This window comes from Rhizorhapis sp. (assembly GCF_035276005.1).
In the GTDB taxonomy this organism is placed as follows: domain Bacteria; phylum Pseudomonadota; class Alphaproteobacteria; order Sphingomonadales; family Sphingomonadaceae; genus Rhizorhapis.
In genome coordinates this window covers 31,890-47,634 of sequence record NZ_DATEMB010000012.1, presented here as the reverse complement: position 1 = coordinate 47,634, position 15,745 = coordinate 31,890, and the positions used below count along the sequence as shown (strand labels likewise).

Genomic DNA, 15,745 nt, shown 5'->3' with positions numbered 1-15,745 from the left:
TTGCGGCCGATCGCCATCGGCTCGGATTCGGGGTGGTTGATGTTGCTGGGAATGATGGCGCGGCCCCGAGCTACCTCATCGCGGACAAATTCGGGGGTGACATAGTCGGGGATGGAGGCGCCCCAGTCCTGCCCGTCGCGCACATATTCCTTCAGCCGTTCGCGGCCGAGATTTTCGCGCTCGGCGACATATTCCATTTCCGGCGTGATGATGCCGCGCCGGGCATAGTGCATCTGGGAGACATTCATGCCGGGCTTGGCGCGCAGCGGGCGCTTGACGACATTGGGGAAGGCGGCGACGCCCGCGGCGCGATCGGGACCTTTCAGGCCATTATCTTCCGGCTTAACATCGCGCGCGGCATAATCCTCCACATCGTCCCGGCCGACGATCCAGTCACGGCGCAGGGCTGGCAGGCCGGCCATGATGTCGATATGGGCTTCAGGATCGGTATAGGGACCCGATGTGTCATAGACCCGAACCGGCGGTTCGCCGCCATCGAGGGAGATTTCCCGCATGGCAACCTTGCGCTCGCCGACATAAATCTTGCGGCTGCCGCGAATGGGCCCGGTGGTGACTTTGAGTTCGGTGCGCGCCGGAATATCTGCCATCGCTCTATCTCCTTGGGCGGGTAGAGCGGCTTGCTCGCCGGCGGACCGGCTATGCTTCCGCTCCCTCCGCCAGTGTCAACTGGATCAGGTTCAGCGGGTCGCGGCCACGTCAGCCGCCTCTCAACCGCCTGTGGACGGTCCCCCGGGGATGGGCGCACTGTAGGGACAATGCGCCTCCGGGGAAAGAGCGAATTTATTCCACTGCGACCGACCTCGGCAGGAACCATCGCGCGATGACAAGACCCGCCGCCAGGAAACCCAGCACGTCACAGACGAAGCTGTAGACAAAATAGGGCCAGGGGGCATGGTTGAAGATCGGCTGGCCGATATGGATGTAAAGCGGTATCGCCACGGCAAAGGCGGCTACCAGCCTCGCCCTCAGCCCGAAATCCGCGAAATAATGGCCGACGGTACGAAGCGCGAAGGCGATGATGAGCGCCGACACAATGGCAAGGATGAGCCCGGCGAGCAGCGCCGCGCTGTCCATGACCGGGAAGCCGCTGGTGTTGAAATGCACCATCGCGGTCGGACCCCTGCCGTAAAGCGTCGTGCCCTGTGGCGTGCCGGGCCAGGGAATGGGATAGCTTCCGCTGCCGCTTTCGGTCAGATTGGCGGCAAGCGCCTGCTGGATGGTGGCGGATTCCAGGTCGCCGGTCTTTGAAAGGGCGATGCGGCTAAGCGGTGTCCCCCAGAAGATGAACCCCACCACATACATGGCAAAGCCGCCTGCGATGCCGCCAAGGATCGTCCGGACCATGGGCATTCCCTCCTGATGTTGTGGAGGGAGGGTGAGGCAGAAGGGGCGCCACGTCAATGGGTTGGACCGGCGAGCGGCGTGGTTGTTTGCGTCAGGCGACCTTCTTTGCCCCCCTCTCCAGAGGGAGTGTGAAAAATGAACATGCTGGGGGCATGTCCATTTTTTTTTTACACTGGATACGCAGACTTAGGCCGGCGCAGTCGGACTTAGCCGCAGTTGGGCGAGGGGTTCCCTGCTCCTGATGGGGCGCAACCCCTCACCAACTCCGGCTAGGCTGGCAGGCAGCCAAGCTTCCATATCCTCTCCCTATGGGAGAGGGAAACAGCCTGTCCTTCGGGCCAAACGGTCCCTCAAGCGCCCTTCGTCAGGCTCCGCACGAAGCCGATCAGTCCCGTCTGGCGGCTGCGGCGGAGGCGTTCGGCGGCGAGGATGGTCTTTACCTGCTCGAAACAGGCCTCAAGGTCATGATTGATGAGCACATAGTCATAGCCATCCCAGTGCCCGATTTCCGCTGCGGCGCGTTCCATGCGGGCGGCGATGACCTCGTCGCTATCGGTGGCGCGGGAGCGCAGGCGGCGTTCCAACTCCTTCATCGAGGGCGGCAGGATGAAGACGCGGACGACATCCCCGCCCGCCTGCTGAAAGAGCTGCTGCGCGCCCTGCCAGTCAATGTCGAAGAGGACGTCCCGACCAGAGGCAAGCGATTCCTCCACCGGTCCCCTGGGCGTACCGTAGCGATGGCCAAAGACATGCGCCCATTCCAGGAAAGCGTTATCGGCGGCCATTTCCTTGAAGGCTTGCTCATTGACGAAATGATAATCGACTCCATCCGTCTCGCCGGGGCGGATCGGCCGCGTGGTGGCGGAAACCGAAAGAGCGATATGATCGTCGGCGCCGAGCAGCTTGCGCGCAATGGTGGACTTGCCCGCTCCAGAGGGCGAGGAAAGGACGAATAACAGGCCGCGGCGGGCGGGCGGATCGGTAATTGCCATGACCGCTAGTGACGCAAGGCATGGGGTGAGGTCAAGGGGTGACGCGACTTACACGCTGTCCTGTTCGCGGGCTACCTTTTCCGCGGCTTCGCCCTCGGCTTCCGCGGCCCGGCGAGCGTCGGCGCTGCGTTTCATCTTAATGAGCTGGCGTGCAACGACCACGCCGCCGATGACGACCGCACCGGGGACGGAGCGGCGCAGCAAGGTGGTGGCCGCCAGTCCGGCAAGCATGCCCAGCGCCCCGGCCTTGCCCGTTTCGGACTTCACATGATTGGCGAGAACCGCGGTGGCGATCTTGTGCAGGACCAATGCTTCCTCCCCTGTCTGTTGAGGGCAATATAGGGGCGGCGTTCGCCCAGGCAATCACTCCTTCTGCCCCACCATGTTTTCCGGCCGCACCAGCCGGTCAAAGGTGGCGGCATCGATAAAGCCAAGCTCCAACGCCGCCGCTTTCAAGGTCTGGCCCTTGTCGTGGGCGTGTTTTGCGATCTTTGCCGCCTTGTCATAGCCGATTTCGGGCGCCAAGGCGGTCACCAGCATCAGCGAGCGTTCGACAAGCTCCGAAATGCGGCTGCGGTCAGGCTGCAGGCCATCGAGCGTTCGCTCCACGAAACTGTCCACGCCCGTGGCGAGCAACTGTATCGAGCGGAGCACATTGGCCCCGATCAGCGGCTTGAAGACATTGAGCTCCAAATGCCCCTGCATGCCGCCCGCCGTGACGGCCGCATGATTGCCGATCACTTGCGCGGCGACCATGGTCAGCATCTCGCACTGGGTGGGATTGACCTTGCCGGGCATGATCGAACTGCCCGGCTCATTGGCGGGCAGCATAAGCTCGCCAAGGCCTGAGCGCGGCCCCGAACCCAGCAGCCGGATGTCATTGGCGATCTTTGTCAGGGAAACGGCCAAGGTGTTGAGCACGCCCGAAAGCTCGACCAGCGTGTCGTGCGCGGCAAGCTCCGCGAACTTGTTGGGCGCCGCCGTGAAGGGAAGGCCGGTAATGGCGGCGATTTCGCGCGCCATGTCCTCGTCGAAAGTTTTGGGAGCGTTGAGCCCCGTACCCACGGCCGTTCCGCCCTGCGCCAGTGCATGCAGGCGCGGCTGCACGTCCCAAAGCCGCTCAATATTGGCGCAGATCTGAGCCGCATAGCCGGAAAACTCCTGCCCCAGCGTTAGCGGCGTCGCGTCCTGAAGGTGCGTGCGGCCGATCTTGACGATGCCCGCCCATCGATCCGCCTGCTCGGAAAGGCGGCTGTGCATGCTGGTGAGCGCCGGAAGCAACTGTCCATGCAACGCTCCGGCCGCAGCAATGTGCATCGCGGCAGGAAAGCTGTCATTGGATGACTGACCCCGATTGACATGATCATTGGGGTGGACCGGCTCTTTGCCCCCGCGCTTGCCCGTCAGTTGCTCATTGGCATAGCCAGCAATCACCTCGTTGACGTTCATATTGGATTGGGTGCCCGAACCCGTCTGCCAGATGACCAGCGGAAACTGGTCGTCCAGTTCGCCGGAGCGGATGGCAATGGCGCCCTCCTCGATCGCCACGGCAATCTTGCTGTCCATGCCATGATGACCATTCACCCGGGCGGCGGCCTGCTTGACGATCGCTAGCGCATGAATGATGCCGATGGGCATGCGTTCGGACCGGCCGAAGGGAAAATTCTCGATGCTGCGCTGGGTCTGCGCACCCCAATAGGCGCCTGCCGGGACCTCAATAGCGCCGATGGAGTCGGTTTCTATGCGCGTCTCGGACATGACGGGGCCTCCGGCGTTCCAATGCCCGTTCGGACCAAGCCCATCGGCCTTCCTTTTCAGGGGAGAAGGCCCTTCGACAGTTCAGGGCGAACGGATCGGTAAGGTCAATGTGGGCATAGACCCAATTGACTGCCAGCCCCGATCCTTATTTCTTCTTGCCGAAATCCACCGTCACGACGTTCGAGCCGTCCTCAGCCGGTGTTGGCGCGTCGTTTTCGGCTTCCTCATGCGGCTCGGGCTCTTCGCCGCCGCCCTGAACCTGGAACTGGAGCGCGAAATTCACTGCGGGATCCACAAAGGCCGTGATGGCAGAGAAGGGAATGACGAGCTGCGCCGGAACCTGGTTGAAGGTCAAGCTTACTTCAAAGCCTGAATGATCGACCTTCAGGTCCCAGAACTTGTTCTGAAGCACGATGGTCATCTCATCGGGGAAGCGTTCCGAAAGATGTTTCGGTATCGAAACGCCGGGCGCTGCAGTCTTGAAAGTGATATAGAAATGATGGGAGCCTGGAAGCCCGCCCGACGCTTCGATCTCGCCCAGAACGCGGCCGACCACTGCCCGCAGCGCCTCCTGTACGATCTCGTCATAGGGAATCAGGCTATCGGGCAGGTCGTCACTCATGCTTGCTTTCGTAGCGAAGGCATTGGGTGCGTCAAGCGCCCACGTTATTGCATCGAATGATTCTCCCGCTATAGGGATCGCCATGCGCAGCGCGGAAATCCATCGCCAGACGGCGGAAACGTCGATCGATGTCGAAGTGAATCTCGACGGCACCGGCGAATATGAAATTTCGACCGGCATCGGCTTTCTTGACCATATGCTGGAGCAGCTTTCCCGCCACTCGCTCATCGACCTGAAAGTGAGGGCGGTGGGCGATCTCCACATCGACCAGCACCACACGACCGAAGATACCGGCATTGCCATTGGCGAGGCGGTGGCGAAGGCGTTGGGCGATCGCAAGGGCATCACGCGCTATGGATCGGCCTATGCACCGATGGATGAGACGCTGACCCGCTGCGCGCTGGACATCTCCGGTCGTCCCTTCCTGGTCTTCAAGGCCGAATTCTCCAACCCGCGCCTGGGCGAGATGGACACTGAGCTGTTCGAGCACTGGTTCCACAGCTTTGCGGGAGCGGCGGGGATCACGCTGCACGTCGAAAATCTCTACGGCGTTAATAACCATCACATCATCGAAAGCTGCTTCAAGGCGCTGGCGCGTGCCCTGCGCGTTGCGGTCGAGATCGATCCGCGCAAGGCCGACAGCATTCCTTCGACCAAGGGTACGTTGGGCGGGCAATGACCGGCATCGTCGCCCTGGTCGATTATGGCGCGGGCAACCTCCACTCCGTCTATAATGCCTTGAAAAAGGCTGGCGCGGCGCATGTCGAGGTGACAAGCGATCCCGCCCTGGTGCGCGGCGCGTCGCGCGTCGTGCTGCCGGGGGTGGGCGCTTTCGCGGCCTGCCGCGATGCGCTTCGTGCGGTTTCGGGTATGGTGGAGGCGATGGAAGAGGCTGTGCTGGAGCGCGGCGTCCCCTTTCTCGGTATCTGCGTCGGCATGCAACTGCTCGCCGAGCGCGGTGAGGAGCATGGCAGCCATGAGGGGCTGGGCTGGGTAGCCGGCACGGTGCGGCTCATCGAACGCGCCGATCCGGCCATCAAGATTCCCCATATGGGATGGAATGATGTGACGCTCGTCCGCGAACATCCGCTGCTGCATTCGGGCGAAGCCTATTTCCTGCACAGCTATCATTTCGATGCCGCGAGCGAAGCGAACGTCATGGCGCGAACCGATCATGGCGGTCCGCTGGTGGCCGCGGTCGGCCGCGACAATATCATGGGCGTGCAGTTCCATCCGGAAAAGAGCCAGTCCTATGGCATTCAATTCCTCAGCCGGTTTCTGGAGTGGCATCCGTGAGTCTGATCGTTTTTCCTGCAATTGACCTCAAAGGCGGTCAGGTTGTGCGCCTTGCCGAAGGCGATATGGATCGGGCCACGGTCTATGGCGACAATCCCGCGCATCAGGCGGCCTTGTTCGCTGAAGCAGGCGCAGGGTTCCTGCACGTCGTCGATCTGGACGGCGCCTTTGCGGGCAAGGCCGTCAATGCCGGTGCGGTGAAAGGCATATTGGACGTTTTCCCTGGCCATGTGCAGCTTGGCGGCGGCATCCGGGACCGGGCGGCAGTCGAAGGCTGGTTCGACCTGGGTGTTTCCCGCGTGGTCATCGGCACTGCGGCACTCAAGAACCCCGAATTCGTAAAGCAAGCCGCCCGCGATTTCCCCGGTGGCATCGTGGTCGCCGTGGATGCGCGCGATGGTTTTGTTGCCACGGAGGGCTGGGCGGAGAAATCCGACATGCCGGTCGTGGACATGGCCCGGCGCTTCGAGGATGCGGGCGTAGCTGCGCTGCTCTTTACCGACGTGGGCCGCGATGGGCTGCTCAAGGGCTGCAATGTGCAGGCGACGGTCGACCTTGCCCGCGCAACGGACATTCCCGTGATCGCCAGCGGCGGCGTTGCGGGGATCAGCGACATTCGCATACTCAGCCTGCATGTCGAGGACGGCATCGAAGGCGTGATCACTGGCCGCGCGCTTTATGACGGACGGCTGGACCTGAAAGCCGCGCTGGCGGTGGCGGCGGCGGCAACATGACCGTCCGTACCCGAATAATCCCCTGTCTGGACGTGGCCAATGGCCGGGTGGTCAAGGGCGTGAACTTCGTCGATTTGGCCGACGCTGGCGATCCGGTGGAACAGGCCCGTCTCTATGACGCGGCGGGCGCGGATGAGCTTTGCTTTCTTGACATCACGGCAAGCCATGAGGCGCGGGGCACCATATTGGACGTGGTGCGGCGCACAGCCGAAGTTTGTTTCATGCCGCTGACCGTCGGCGGCGGCGTCCGCTCCGTAGAGGATGCGCGCGCGCTGCTGCTTGCGGGGGCGGACAAGGTGGCGGTCAATAGCGCTGCCGTGGCCCGACCGGAAGTGGTCGCCGAATTGGCCGACCGCTTCGGCAGCCAGTGCGTGGTCGGCAGCGTCGATGCACGGCGGGTGGGTGAGGGCCGCTGGGAAATCTTCACCCATGGCGGCCGCCGGGAAACCGGCATCGACGCTCTTCAGCATGCGGTCCGCCTGGCGGAACTGGGCGCGGGGGAACTGCTCGTCACCTCCATGGATGGAGACGGCACACGGCAGGGCTATGATCTGGCGCTTACCCGCACGATCGCAGATGCCGTGTCCGTGCCCGTAATCGCCAGCGGGGGCGTGGGCACGCTGCAGCATCTGGTGGACGGCGTCATTGAGGGGCATGCCAGCGCCGTGCTGGCCGCCTCCATCTTCCATTTCGGCCAGCACAGCATAGCTGAGGCGCATGCCGCCCTCGCGGCGGCGGGAATAGCGACCAGGTCCGCCGCGGCCTGATCAGATAAGGTCCGCTGGCCGCCTGTCCGTCCTTCAGCTATACTTCGCTCCCCCTTTTCAAAGGAGCGGGCCATGATCTTCGAACAGATCGTTACCGGTGGCTGCCAGTCCTATCTGATTGGCTGCGAGACGAGCAGGGCAGCGGCGCTCATTGATCCCGAACTTTCGCAAATAGACCGCTATCTGGGGCTTGTGAACCAATTGGGCGTGCATGTCCGCTATGTGGCCGACACCCATACGCATGCCGATCATTTCTCAGCCAGCCGGGAAATGGGGCGGCTGCTGCATGCCCCGGTCGTTATGCACCGCCTCAGCCCCGCGCCCTATGCGGACATGCGGCTGGACGATGGCGACATGCTGATCCTTGGCGAGTTACGGTTGCAGGCGCTGCATACCCCTGGGCACACCCGCGATTCCCTGTGCCTCGTGATGGCGGACCGCGTTTTTACGGGGGACACGCTGCTGATCGGCGGCACGGGCCGCACCGACCTTCCGACCGGCGATCCGAACGCACTTTTCGAAAGCCTGTTCGACAGGCTCCTCAAGCTGCCGCCTGAGACAATGGTGTTCCCGGCGCATGACTATAAGGGCCGTTCTCATTCCACCATTGGCGCAGAGCTCGCCGAGAATCCCCGCTTACAGAAGCGCGAGCGGGCGGCCTTTGTCGAGATGATGGAGCATCTGGACCTGGCGGCGCCCACCCACCTCACCGAGGCGCTCCGCACCAATATGAGCGGAGGCAGGACGGTGGCGCAACTGCTCGCCGAAGCGGCGGCCAAGGTGCCCTTCATGTCGCTGGAGGAGCTCAATAGCCGCATCGGAGGCAACGGCCGGGATATCGTGGTGCTTGATGTTCGCGAAAGAGAAGCATTCCAGGCGGGCCACATTCCGGGCGCCGTCCACCTTCCTCGCGGTCAGCTCGAGCTTCGGGTGAACAGTGAGCTTCCAGACCCCACTGCCAAAATCATCGCCTGCTGCGAGTTCGGGAAGATCTCGACGCTGGCCGCAGCCACGCTGCGGGATCTGGGCTTCCGCCGGGCCATTGCGCTCGACGGGGGAATGAAGGCCTGGCGTGAGGCGGGCTACGCCATGGAGGAGTGAGGGCCTGTTCCCCTGCCTTGGCCGCCGTGGGGCGCGCGACCGCTTTGAGATAATTCGTTAAAAATGAGAGGGGCCGCCAGCGCCTTTGCGCCGACGGCCCTTCAACATGGTCAGCGGCCGGAAGTGCCGTTCCGGAAAGCTTGATACCGCGCTAGAAGCGACGGAAATCCGTGCTTAGCAGCGAGCTCCCCGAATGGACTTGACCGACCCCCTTGCTGAACCATGAGACATCGGATCACCTCCTTTCGCTATGTTGAAACTGGTGTCACCGGCTCTTTCGATCTGGTGACACATTATGTGTGAATCATTCCGAGTCGGTGATCAAGGCTTGTAAAAATATAATTTCGAATCATAATAATGCGCTCGCGCCGCTGCCCTGGCGCTGCACTTTTCCATGATTTCAATGGGCTCGCTGTGGCGATCAGCCGCGGCAATCCTCAATTACCCGGATGAATTCCGCCCAGGGCGGCATGGCGAGATAGGGAAGCCCGCTCACCTCGACCACGAAGCGCCCCCGGCTGAACGCCATCCGGTCGAGTGCAGGATCCATGGCGTCAAGTTCTGCCACGACATAGGGCGGGTTGCTGGCGGTCGTTTGCGCCGCCCAGGTGGCATCGCCGAAGCTCGTGCGGACCCTCAGTTGGGCCGCTGTGCGCAGCGTTCCAGCTCGCGACAGGGTGATCCGGCGCCTGGACCGGTCGCAGCGCACGGCAAAGTCGGGCTGCATGGCGGGGCGTCCGAAGGAAGCCGCTGGCCCGTTCGCATCCTGAACATAGCTCCAGTCGCCCGGCGTCATCGGCCAGTTCCGCCAGTCGGCCCCAAGCGGCGGAGCGGCGGCGGCGGCAGGCGGAGGTGCCGGAGCAGGTTTCGGCGCAGGCGGCGGAGGGGACTTTGGCGCAACGCAACCACCAAGGGCCGCCAGCAGCATCAGCGAGGGAAGGATGAGGCGCATGGCGGTTGCTTATGCCCGCCAAGTCCCTGACGCTCAACCGCAAATCGCTACAGGAAATTATTGGGCCAGATCATCGTCCGCCACATATGAGCGACAGGCGATCCGTCAAAGCCCAGGCCCTCTTCCGGCTCGCGGAAGTTCCGGCCGATGATGCCGGTGAAGATTTCGGGATCTATTTCTTCGCCCTCATCGAAGAAGTAGATGTCGTAAAGCGTCACTTGCCGGGCACTCATGTACCAGCGATGGCCGCGCGCATATTCGGCATCGCGGCGGATATAGGCGGGCGGCACATAGTCGCGGCCGAAGAAGCGGTAATAGCTTTCCGGATAGTCATAGCCGACGCTTGGATCGGCGAAATAGCGCAGGCACTGGTGATATTGCACCGCCCAGGCGATTTCCTCGCTGACATAGGGGGCGATCAACTGCGCCCCCCAATAGCCATGATCGGCGCGCATCAGGCAGCCATTGGACATGTCATGGAGAAGGCAGGCCAGGACGATCTTCTCATCCAGCCCGTCGTCCAGCGCCCGCTTGGCAGAGGTCAGCAGATGGCGCCCGGTAAGCCCTCCAAAACGGTGCCTGAAGAAATCGAGCAGCCGCGGCCGTTCCGGCATTTTGGGCAGGGCGGGATTGTCACCCATCATGAAAACCGTCCGCTCATCCATCTTCGCGAGCAGCCCGTCCTCGGCATCGCTGAGCCCCGTCCCGGCCAGCGCCACCGGCGGCGGCAGGATCATCCGCCTGAGCCCCGCCTGGCAATGCTCCCCCTCAGCCGCCTCAGCGATCAGCAGGGCTTCCATCATTTCGGGGGTCATCATGGCGCGTCAGGCGGCGCGGGGAACGATACGATCGAGTTCGGAACCCAGGTTCCGTTTCGCCGCCAGCAGTTCATATCGATCTTGCAGGCGAAGGAAGAAACCTTCCGACATCCGGAAATAGCGTGTAAGCCGAAGATCAAGCTCGGCATCCATCGGGCGCACCCCATCGATCACCAACAGAAGCCGGTCAGGTGCAACAGCAATCAACCGCGCCAGTTCCTCCACTGAGAGGTCCAGCGGCTCCATGAATTCCGACACCAGCATTTCCCCGGCATGCTCATTAGGCAGCCAGTCGGGATTAGTGGTAGTCCGTGATTTCGACGTCATATGCGTCACCGTCCTTCCAGACGAAGCATATACGCCATTTCATGTTAATGGAAATACTGTGTTGGCCTGCCCGGTCGCCAGTCAGCGCGTGAAGCCGATTGCTGGGCGGGTTTTTCAGGTCGTCGAGGTCATTTGCCGCATCAAGCATTTTCAGTCTACGGAAAGCGCGCAGATGAATATCAGATGGGAGTTGGCGACTACGGACACCATTCCAGATTTTCTCAGTTTCTGGTTCGCCAAAAGAGCGGATCACCTCAGTTCATCCAAACGATGCCACTCCACATCACCGGGACGAAGCGCATGCCAAAAGCGCCAACCATTAACGTTCGTTCCCTCACAAACAGCGCCGGCGGCATCTGAGGGGCTGTTCCGCGTTACACCCGCTTGGTCAATCCACTTTCCACCTTCAATTTTAGCGGTATACGTTGACCCTTTATATGTTGCGCGCAATTTTGTACCGTTCGGAAAGTATGTTCCATTAAACCAGACACCTTCCACCAATAGTTCTGCCAATCCGGATAGTCCTCTTTTGGGCAAGCCATTGGATTGACCTTCAAGCAGTGCTTTTGCAATTTGCTGCATTGGATCGGGAAGTTGAAGCAATCGTCGGATAACGGCATTGTATGTATCCGCCTCAGTCCGCCGTAATGCGGTAAGGGCCTTGAATACATCAAAATCGATTTCAATCTGCATATTTCTCACCAATCTGAGAGAGAAACTATAGCAGATAAATTAGTTGGTCACCGCCCCATCTTCCGCTGCACCTTGCCATAGCGCAGCTTCCGCGTTCCGGGCTTGCCCTCGTGCGCCCGACCCTTGGGGGAGGCGACGCGCTCCTCCACTGGCAGGCCCAGTTCCTCCGCCTCCAGCTTGCGGATTTCGTCGCGGAGTCGTCCGGCTTCCTCGAACTCCAGATCGGCTGCGGCGGCGCGCATCTGCTTTTCCAGATCCTCGATATAGGCGCGGAGATTATGGCCCACGAGGTGCGGGCGATCGTCGACGCCGGTGTCGACCGTCACCTGATCCTTGCTTGCCACATGGGCGATGATGTCGCCGATATTCTTGCGAATGGTCTGCGGCGTGATGCGATGTTCTTCATTATAGGCGAGCTGCTTTTCCCGCCGCCGGCTGGTCTCGTTGAGCGCCCGTTCCATGCTGCCCGTCATACGGTCGGCATAGAGGATCACGCGGCCGTCGATGTTGCGCGCCGCGCGCCCGATGGTCTGGATGAGCGAGGTCTCGGATCGCAGGAAACCTTCCTTGTCGGCGTCGAGGATCGCGACCAGCCCGCATTCGGGTATATCCAATCCTTCGCGCAGCAGGTTGATGCCGACCAGCACGTCGAACACGCCCAGCCGCAAATCCCGGATCAGCTCGATGCGCTCCAGCGTCTCAACGTCCGAATGCATGTAGCGGACCTTGATCCCGGCCTCATGCATGAATTCGGTAAGGTCCTCCGCCATGCGCTTGGTGAGGGTGGTCACCAGCGTGCGATAGCCCTTCTTCGCCGTCTCCCTCGCCTCATGGATCAAGTCATCGACCTGGTCCTCTACAGGTTTGATCTCCACCGGCGGGTCGATAAGCCCCGTCGGGCGGATCACCTGTTCGCTGAAGACGCCCCCGGTCTGTTCCATTTCCCATGAGCCAGGCGTCGCCGACACGCTGATCGTCTGCGGGCGCATGGCGTCCCATTCGTTGAAGCGCAGCGGCCGGTTGTCGATGCAGCTTGGCAAGCGGAAACCATATTCGGCGAGCGTCAGCTTGCGCCTGTGGTCACCCCGCGCCATGGCCCCGATTTGCGGGATTGTCTGATGGCTTTCATCGACGAAAAGGAGCGCATTTTCCGGCAGATATTCGAACAGGGTGGGCGGAGGCTCGCCGGGCAGGCGGCCTGTGAGGAAACGGCTGTAATTCTCGATCCCGGCGCAGCTTCCGGTGGCGGCGATCATCTCCAGGTCGAAATTGGTGCGTTGCTCCAGCCGCTGTGCCTCCAGCAGCCGCCCTTCGCCCGTCAGTTCTTTCAGCCGCTCGGCCAGTTCATGCCGGATCGCCTCCATCGCCTGCTTGAGCGTGGGACCGGGCGTCACATGGTGGCTGTTGGGAAAGACCTTCACATAATCGAGGCTCGCCACCTTCTTGCCGGTCAGCGGGTCGAACTCGACGATCTCCTCTATTTCATCGCCGAAAAAGCCGATCCGCCAGGCTGTATCCTCATAGTGGGAAGGAAAGATCTCCAGGCTATCCCCCCGCACCCGGAAAGCACCGCGTGCAAAGGCTGCATCATTGCGCTTGTACTGAAGCGCGACGAGCTTGCGGATGATCTCGCGCTGGTCGGCTATCTCTCCCTTCTTCATCGAAAAGGTCATCGCCGAATAGGTTTCGACCGAACCAATGCCGTAAATGCAACTCACCGATGCGACGATCAGCACATCATCCCGTTCCAGCAGCGCGCGCGTGGCCGAGTGCCGCATACGGTCGATCGCCTCGTTTACGCTCGACTCCTTCTCGATATAGGTGTCGGATCGAGGCACATAGGCTTCGGGCTGGTAATAATCATAATAGCTGACGAAATATTCGACGGCATTTTCAGGAAAGAAGCTCTTGAACTCGCCATAGAGCTGCGCCGCCAATATCTTGTTGGGTGCCAGCACCAGGGCAGGGCGCTGGGTCGCCTCCACGACCTTGGCCATGGTGAAGGTCTTGCCGGACCCGGTGACGCCCAGCAGCACCTGGTCCCGCTCGCCTCCATTTGCGGTTTCGACCAGTTCCGCAATTGCGGCAGGCTGGTCGCCCGATGGTTCATAGTCGGACACCAGCTTGAACCGGCGCCCGCCCTCGCTTTTTTCGGGGCGCTGCGGCCGGTGCGGAACGAATGTCGCGCCGGTTTGGGGCTCGTCCAGCGTGGTTCTGATTTGAATCGTCATAGTCAGTTGATATGGTAGCGCAAAAGGGGGCCGCAATGACAGTTACGATCCTGGGGAGGAGCTGATTTCATGAAAGCATTGATCCTAAGCGCCGCGACCGGCCTTCTGCTGCTTTCCGCCTGCGGTAAGAACGGGGAGGGCGACGGCAAACCCATGTCCGCCGAGGATGTCGCCGAAAAAGTCAAGGCGGTGAAGCTGACGCCCGGCCAGTGGGAAACGACGGTCGAGATTTTGGACGTGAAGATGGAGGGCCTCCCGCCCGGCGCACCGAAGGGCATGATGAACAATATGATCGGCAGCAAGACGACAGTAAAAAGCTGCATCACGCCCGAACAGGCGGAAAAGCCCAATGCGGATTTCCTTTCAGCCCAGAAGGACGCCAATTGTTCCTATTCCAGCTTCGACATGAGCGGCGGCCTTATCAAGGCGGCGATGACCTGCAGCGGCAAGAATCAACCAGGCAAGCTGCAGATGAGCATGACTGGCAAATATGGCTCGAACAGCTATGAGATGAACCAGGAAACCAATATGTCGGGCTTTCAGCAAGGCATGAGCATGGCTATGAAGTCAAAGGTAACCGGCCGCCATATCGGCGAGTGCCCGGCTGGGGGAGAGGGCGCCTGACCGACCTGCAGGCTTATTTCGATCGCATCGGCCTGACCGGAACCGTTGCACCGGACCGGGAGGGCCTGCTGGCCGTTCAGCGGGCGCATCGGCTCGCCATTCCGTTCGAGAATCTGGACATTCCGCTTGGGCGTGGCATCAGCCTGATCCCCAGTGGGTGTTCGACAAGCTGGTGACCCGCCGCCGCGGCGGTTATTGCTTTGAGCAGAACCAGCTTTTCCTTCGCATGCTCCGGCATATCGGTTTTGAGGTGCGGTCGCTGTTGGCGCGGGTCTGGCTGATGGTTGAGGATGTTCCGCCGCTGACACATACGTTCAACCTGGTGAAGCTGGGCGGGGAGCATTGGGTGGCCGACGTGGGCTTTGGCGGGGACTTCACGCCGCCCATGCCGCTCGTCGCCGGCCGGGCGGTGGAGGTGCCCGGCGGCATTCTCTACCGGCTCATAGAGGACCAGCGGGGATGGGTGCTGCAGCGGGACGGCGGCACTGGATGGCAGGACCAGTACAGCTTCCTTCTGACGCCGGTGGAGCTCGTCGATCTGGAGATGGCCAATCATTGGACGTGCACCCGGCCCGGAACACGCTTTACCGCGCTGCGCATCGTCAGCCGCGCGCTGGCGGATGGGCGCGCCGGCATCATCGACCGGCACTTGTCGGTCACGCAGAACCGCTCGACACAGGAGCGGGAGATCACCGAACCAGAGGAATATCGCGCCGCGCTGGCCGATATATTTGGCCTCCGGCTGTCAGCAGAGGAGGTTGCCGCACTCGGCCTGTTCGGCTGAGCCATAATGACAAACAGGGGAGAATGGTGAAATGCAAAAGCTTTGGTTTATCGCCGTTGCCGCACTTCCGCTGGCCGCATGCGGGGGAGGCGGGGAGGAAAAGGCCGCTTCTACCGCCGCCGAAACGAAACCCCCATTGATGCAGCCCGGCGAGTGGGAAATCACCCACAAGGTCACCGGCTATAATTATGACGGCCTTACCGCCGCTGAATATCAGGCGAAGCTGGGCGAAACCGACACCGCCAAGGCCTGCATCACCGCTGCCACCGCCGAACGCCCGGAACCCGCCTTCCTGGCCGTCAATCGCGGCGATTGCAGCTATGACAATCTGACGACCACCGCCGACCGCGTTTCCGCCACGCTTACCTGCAAGGACGATGGCGGCACGCTCAATATCCTGCTCGACGGATCGAATCGCGCCGAGGGTCTGATTCTTGCAGAGCAAAGCACCTTCACGGCCGACGGAAAGCCGACCGTTCGGGCGTCAGCCGATGTGACGGCAAAGCGCCTGGGGGATTGCCCTGCGGCGAAACCGAGTTGAGGACGGTACTATAGCCGGTTTCCGTTTGGATGAGCCTGTCGAAGCCCTTCCTTGATGAAGAGGAGGGAAGCCGTCCTTCGACTGCCCGCCTGCGGTAGTCGTTCAGGACGGCTTCGACAGGCACAGAGCGAACGGATCAT

General features: G+C 61.6%; 21 protein-coding genes and 1 riboswitch. Of the genes, 9 read left to right on the top strand and 12 right to left on the bottom strand.

The window, feature by feature from the left end; all coding sequences use genetic code 11:
- The 6 genes from VJS46_RS04350 to VJS46_RS04325 form a co-directional block, all read right to left on the bottom strand.
- On the bottom strand, positions 1-608 hold a 608-nt coding region (locus tag VJS46_RS04350), incomplete at its 3' end, for a phosphomethylpyrimidine synthase ThiC (protein WP_324058124.1).
- Between the two features lie 43 nt (positions 609-651).
- A riboswitch (TPP riboswitch) is annotated at positions 652-763 on the bottom strand.
- A gap of 38 nt (positions 764-801) precedes the next feature.
- Positions 802-1,365 carry a hypothetical protein gene (locus tag VJS46_RS04345; RefSeq protein ID WP_324058123.1) on the bottom strand — a complete coding sequence of 188 codons (564 nt, stop codon included), beginning with the start codon at positions 1,363-1,365 and terminating at the stop codon, positions 802-804.
- Positions 1,366-1,715: 350 nt separating this feature from the next.
- Positions 1,716-2,357 carry a guanylate kinase gene (gmk, locus tag VJS46_RS04340; RefSeq protein ID WP_324058122.1) on the bottom strand — a complete coding sequence of 214 codons (642 nt, stop codon included), beginning with the start codon at positions 2,355-2,357 and terminating at the stop codon, positions 1,716-1,718.
- A gap of 48 nt (positions 2,358-2,405) precedes the next feature.
- On the bottom strand, positions 2,406-2,666 hold the full coding sequence (locus VJS46_RS04335; protein ID WP_324058121.1) for a hypothetical protein: 261 nt from the start codon (positions 2,664-2,666) through the stop codon (positions 2,406-2,408).
- 54 nt (positions 2,667-2,720) lie between these two features.
- Positions 2,721-4,115, bottom strand: coding sequence for a class II fumarate hydratase (fumC, locus tag VJS46_RS04330; protein ID WP_324058120.1), 1,395 nt, complete (start codon positions 4,113-4,115; stop codon positions 2,721-2,723).
- Between the two features lie 145 nt (positions 4,116-4,260).
- The gene (locus tag VJS46_RS04325) at positions 4,261-4,737 is read right to left on the bottom strand and encodes an SspB family protein (protein WP_324058119.1); all 477 of its coding nucleotides are present in this window, start codon (positions 4,735-4,737) and stop codon (positions 4,261-4,263) included.
- Positions 4,738-4,819: 82 nt separating this feature from the next.
- Between VJS46_RS04325 and hisB the strand changes: the two genes are divergently transcribed.
- From hisB to VJS46_RS04300, 5 genes are all read left to right on the top strand, one after another.
- Positions 4,820-5,416 carry an imidazoleglycerol-phosphate dehydratase HisB gene (hisB, locus tag VJS46_RS04320; RefSeq protein WP_324058118.1) on the top strand — a complete coding sequence of 199 codons (597 nt, stop codon included), beginning with the start codon at positions 4,820-4,822 and terminating at the stop codon, positions 5,414-5,416.
- Positions 5,413-6,033 carry an imidazole glycerol phosphate synthase subunit HisH gene (gene hisH / locus VJS46_RS04315; protein ID WP_324058117.1) on the top strand — a complete coding sequence of 207 codons (621 nt, stop codon included), beginning with the start codon at positions 5,413-5,415 and terminating at the stop codon, positions 6,031-6,033. Before hisB ends, hisH begins: the two co-directional genes overlap by 4 nt.
- Positions 6,030-6,767 (top strand): 1-(5-phosphoribosyl)-5-[(5-phosphoribosylamino)methylideneamino]imidazole-4-carboxamide isomerase, encoded by a 738-nt coding sequence (gene hisA, locus VJS46_RS04310; protein WP_324058116.1) that lies wholly within the window; start codon positions 6,030-6,032, stop codon positions 6,765-6,767. The genes hisH and hisA overlap by 4 nt, the downstream gene beginning before the upstream one ends.
- The gene (hisF, locus tag VJS46_RS04305; RefSeq protein ID WP_324058115.1) at positions 6,764-7,534 is read left to right on the top strand and encodes an imidazole glycerol phosphate synthase subunit HisF; all 771 of its coding nucleotides are present in this window, start codon (positions 6,764-6,766) and stop codon (positions 7,532-7,534) included. The genes hisA and hisF overlap by 4 nt, the downstream gene beginning before the upstream one ends.
- Before the next feature lie 72 nt (positions 7,535-7,606).
- Positions 7,607-8,635, top strand: coding sequence for an MBL fold metallo-hydrolase (locus tag VJS46_RS04300; RefSeq protein ID WP_324058114.1), 1,029 nt, complete (start codon positions 7,607-7,609; stop codon positions 8,633-8,635).
- Between the two features lie 421 nt (positions 8,636-9,056).
- Here the strand turns inward: VJS46_RS04300 and VJS46_RS04295 are convergent, their stop codons facing one another.
- The 6 genes from VJS46_RS04295 to uvrB are packed head-to-tail and all read right to left on the bottom strand — an operon-like array spanning position 9,057 to position 13,656.
- The gene (locus tag VJS46_RS04295) at positions 9,057-9,587 is read right to left on the bottom strand and encodes a hypothetical protein (RefSeq protein WP_324058113.1); all 531 of its coding nucleotides are present in this window, start codon (positions 9,585-9,587) and stop codon (positions 9,057-9,059) included.
- 47 nt (positions 9,588-9,634) lie between these two features.
- Positions 9,635-10,405: a hypothetical protein gene (locus VJS46_RS04290; RefSeq protein ID WP_324058112.1), complete on the bottom strand. Its 771-nt coding sequence runs from the start codon at positions 10,403-10,405 to the stop codon at positions 9,635-9,637.
- 6 nt (positions 10,406-10,411) lie between these two features.
- Positions 10,412-10,732: a HigA family addiction module antitoxin gene (locus tag VJS46_RS04285; RefSeq protein WP_324058111.1), complete on the bottom strand. Its 321-nt coding sequence runs from the start codon at positions 10,730-10,732 to the stop codon at positions 10,412-10,414.
- Positions 10,704-10,985 carry a type II toxin-antitoxin system RelE/ParE family toxin gene (locus VJS46_RS04280; RefSeq protein WP_324058110.1) on the bottom strand — a complete coding sequence of 94 codons (282 nt, stop codon included), beginning with the start codon at positions 10,983-10,985 and terminating at the stop codon, positions 10,704-10,706. Before VJS46_RS04280 ends, VJS46_RS04285 begins: the two co-directional genes overlap by 29 nt.
- The gene (locus tag VJS46_RS04275) at positions 10,982-11,425 is read right to left on the bottom strand and encodes a hypothetical protein (RefSeq protein ID WP_324058109.1); all 444 of its coding nucleotides are present in this window, start codon (positions 11,423-11,425) and stop codon (positions 10,982-10,984) included. The genes VJS46_RS04280 and VJS46_RS04275 overlap by 4 nt, the downstream gene beginning before the upstream one ends.
- A gap of 47 nt (positions 11,426-11,472) precedes the next feature.
- Positions 11,473-13,656: an excinuclease ABC subunit UvrB gene (uvrB, locus tag VJS46_RS04270; RefSeq protein ID WP_324058108.1), complete on the bottom strand. Its 2,184-nt coding sequence runs from the start codon at positions 13,654-13,656 to the stop codon at positions 11,473-11,475.
- Positions 13,657-13,725: 69 nt separating this feature from the next.
- Here uvrB and VJS46_RS04265 point away from each other — a divergent pair, with 69 nt between their 5' ends.
- From VJS46_RS04265 to VJS46_RS04250, 4 genes are read left to right on the top strand one after another with little or no spacing between them, the layout of a single operon-like run.
- Positions 13,726-14,280 carry a DUF3617 domain-containing protein gene (locus tag VJS46_RS04265; RefSeq protein ID WP_324058107.1) on the top strand — a complete coding sequence of 185 codons (555 nt, stop codon included), beginning with the start codon at positions 13,726-13,728 and terminating at the stop codon, positions 14,278-14,280.
- A complete protein-coding gene (locus tag VJS46_RS04260; protein ID WP_324058106.1) occupies positions 14,253-14,456 on the top strand; it encodes a hypothetical protein in 204 nt (67 codons plus the stop codon). The genes VJS46_RS04265 and VJS46_RS04260 overlap by 28 nt, the downstream gene beginning before the upstream one ends.
- Positions 14,438-15,064, top strand: coding sequence for an arylamine N-acetyltransferase family protein (locus VJS46_RS04255; protein WP_324058105.1), 627 nt, complete (start codon positions 14,438-14,440; stop codon positions 15,062-15,064). The genes VJS46_RS04260 and VJS46_RS04255 overlap by 19 nt, the downstream gene beginning before the upstream one ends.
- A 31-nt stretch (positions 15,065-15,095) precedes the next feature.
- Positions 15,096-15,605 (top strand): DUF3617 family protein, encoded by a 510-nt coding sequence (locus tag VJS46_RS04250; RefSeq protein ID WP_324058104.1) that lies wholly within the window; start codon positions 15,096-15,098, stop codon positions 15,603-15,605.
- Positions 15,606-15,745 lie beyond the last annotated feature (140 nt).

Coding starts and splice junctions, on each gene's coding strand:
- VJS46_RS04300 (WP_324058114.1), top strand. CDS start 7,607: ATGATCTTCGAACAGATCGTTACCGGTGGCTGCCAGTCCTATCTGATT.
- hisH (WP_324058117.1), top strand. CDS start 5,413: ATGACCGGCATCGTCGCCCTGGTCGATTATGGCGCGGGCAACCTCCAC.
- VJS46_RS04345 (WP_324058123.1), bottom strand. CDS start 1,365: ATGGTCCGGACGATCCTTGGCGGCATCGCAGGCGGCTTTGCCATGTAT.
- VJS46_RS04265 (WP_324058107.1), top strand. CDS start 13,726: ATGAAAGCATTGATCCTAAGCGCCGCGACCGGCCTTCTGCTGCTTTCC.
- fumC (WP_324058120.1), bottom strand. CDS start 4,115: ATGTCCGAGACGCGCATAGAAACCGACTCCATCGGCGCTATTGAGGTC.
- gmk (WP_324058122.1), bottom strand. CDS start 2,357: ATGGCAATTACCGATCCGCCCGCCCGCCGCGGCCTGTTATTCGTCCTT.
- VJS46_RS04295 (WP_324058113.1), bottom strand. CDS start 9,587: ATGCGCCTCATCCTTCCCTCGCTGATGCTGCTGGCGGCCCTTGGTGGT.
- hisF (WP_324058115.1), top strand. CDS start 6,764: ATGACCGTCCGTACCCGAATAATCCCCTGTCTGGACGTGGCCAATGGC.
- VJS46_RS04325 (WP_324058119.1), bottom strand. CDS start 4,737: ATGAGTGACGACCTGCCCGATAGCCTGATTCCCTATGACGAGATCGTA.
- VJS46_RS04250 (WP_324058104.1), top strand. CDS start 15,096: ATGCAAAAGCTTTGGTTTATCGCCGTTGCCGCACTTCCGCTGGCCGCA.
- uvrB (WP_324058108.1), bottom strand. CDS start 13,656: ATGACGATTCAAATCAGAACCACGCTGGACGAGCCCCAAACCGGCGCG.
- VJS46_RS04290 (WP_324058112.1), bottom strand. CDS start 10,405: ATGATGACCCCCGAAATGATGGAAGCCCTGCTGATCGCTGAGGCGGCT.
- hisB (WP_324058118.1), top strand. CDS start 4,820: ATGCGCAGCGCGGAAATCCATCGCCAGACGGCGGAAACGTCGATCGAT.
- VJS46_RS04275 (WP_324058109.1), bottom strand. CDS start 11,425: ATGCAGATTGAAATCGATTTTGATGTATTCAAGGCCCTTACCGCATTA.
- VJS46_RS04285 (WP_324058111.1), bottom strand. CDS start 10,732: ATGACGTCGAAATCACGGACTACCACTAATCCCGACTGGCTGCCTAAT.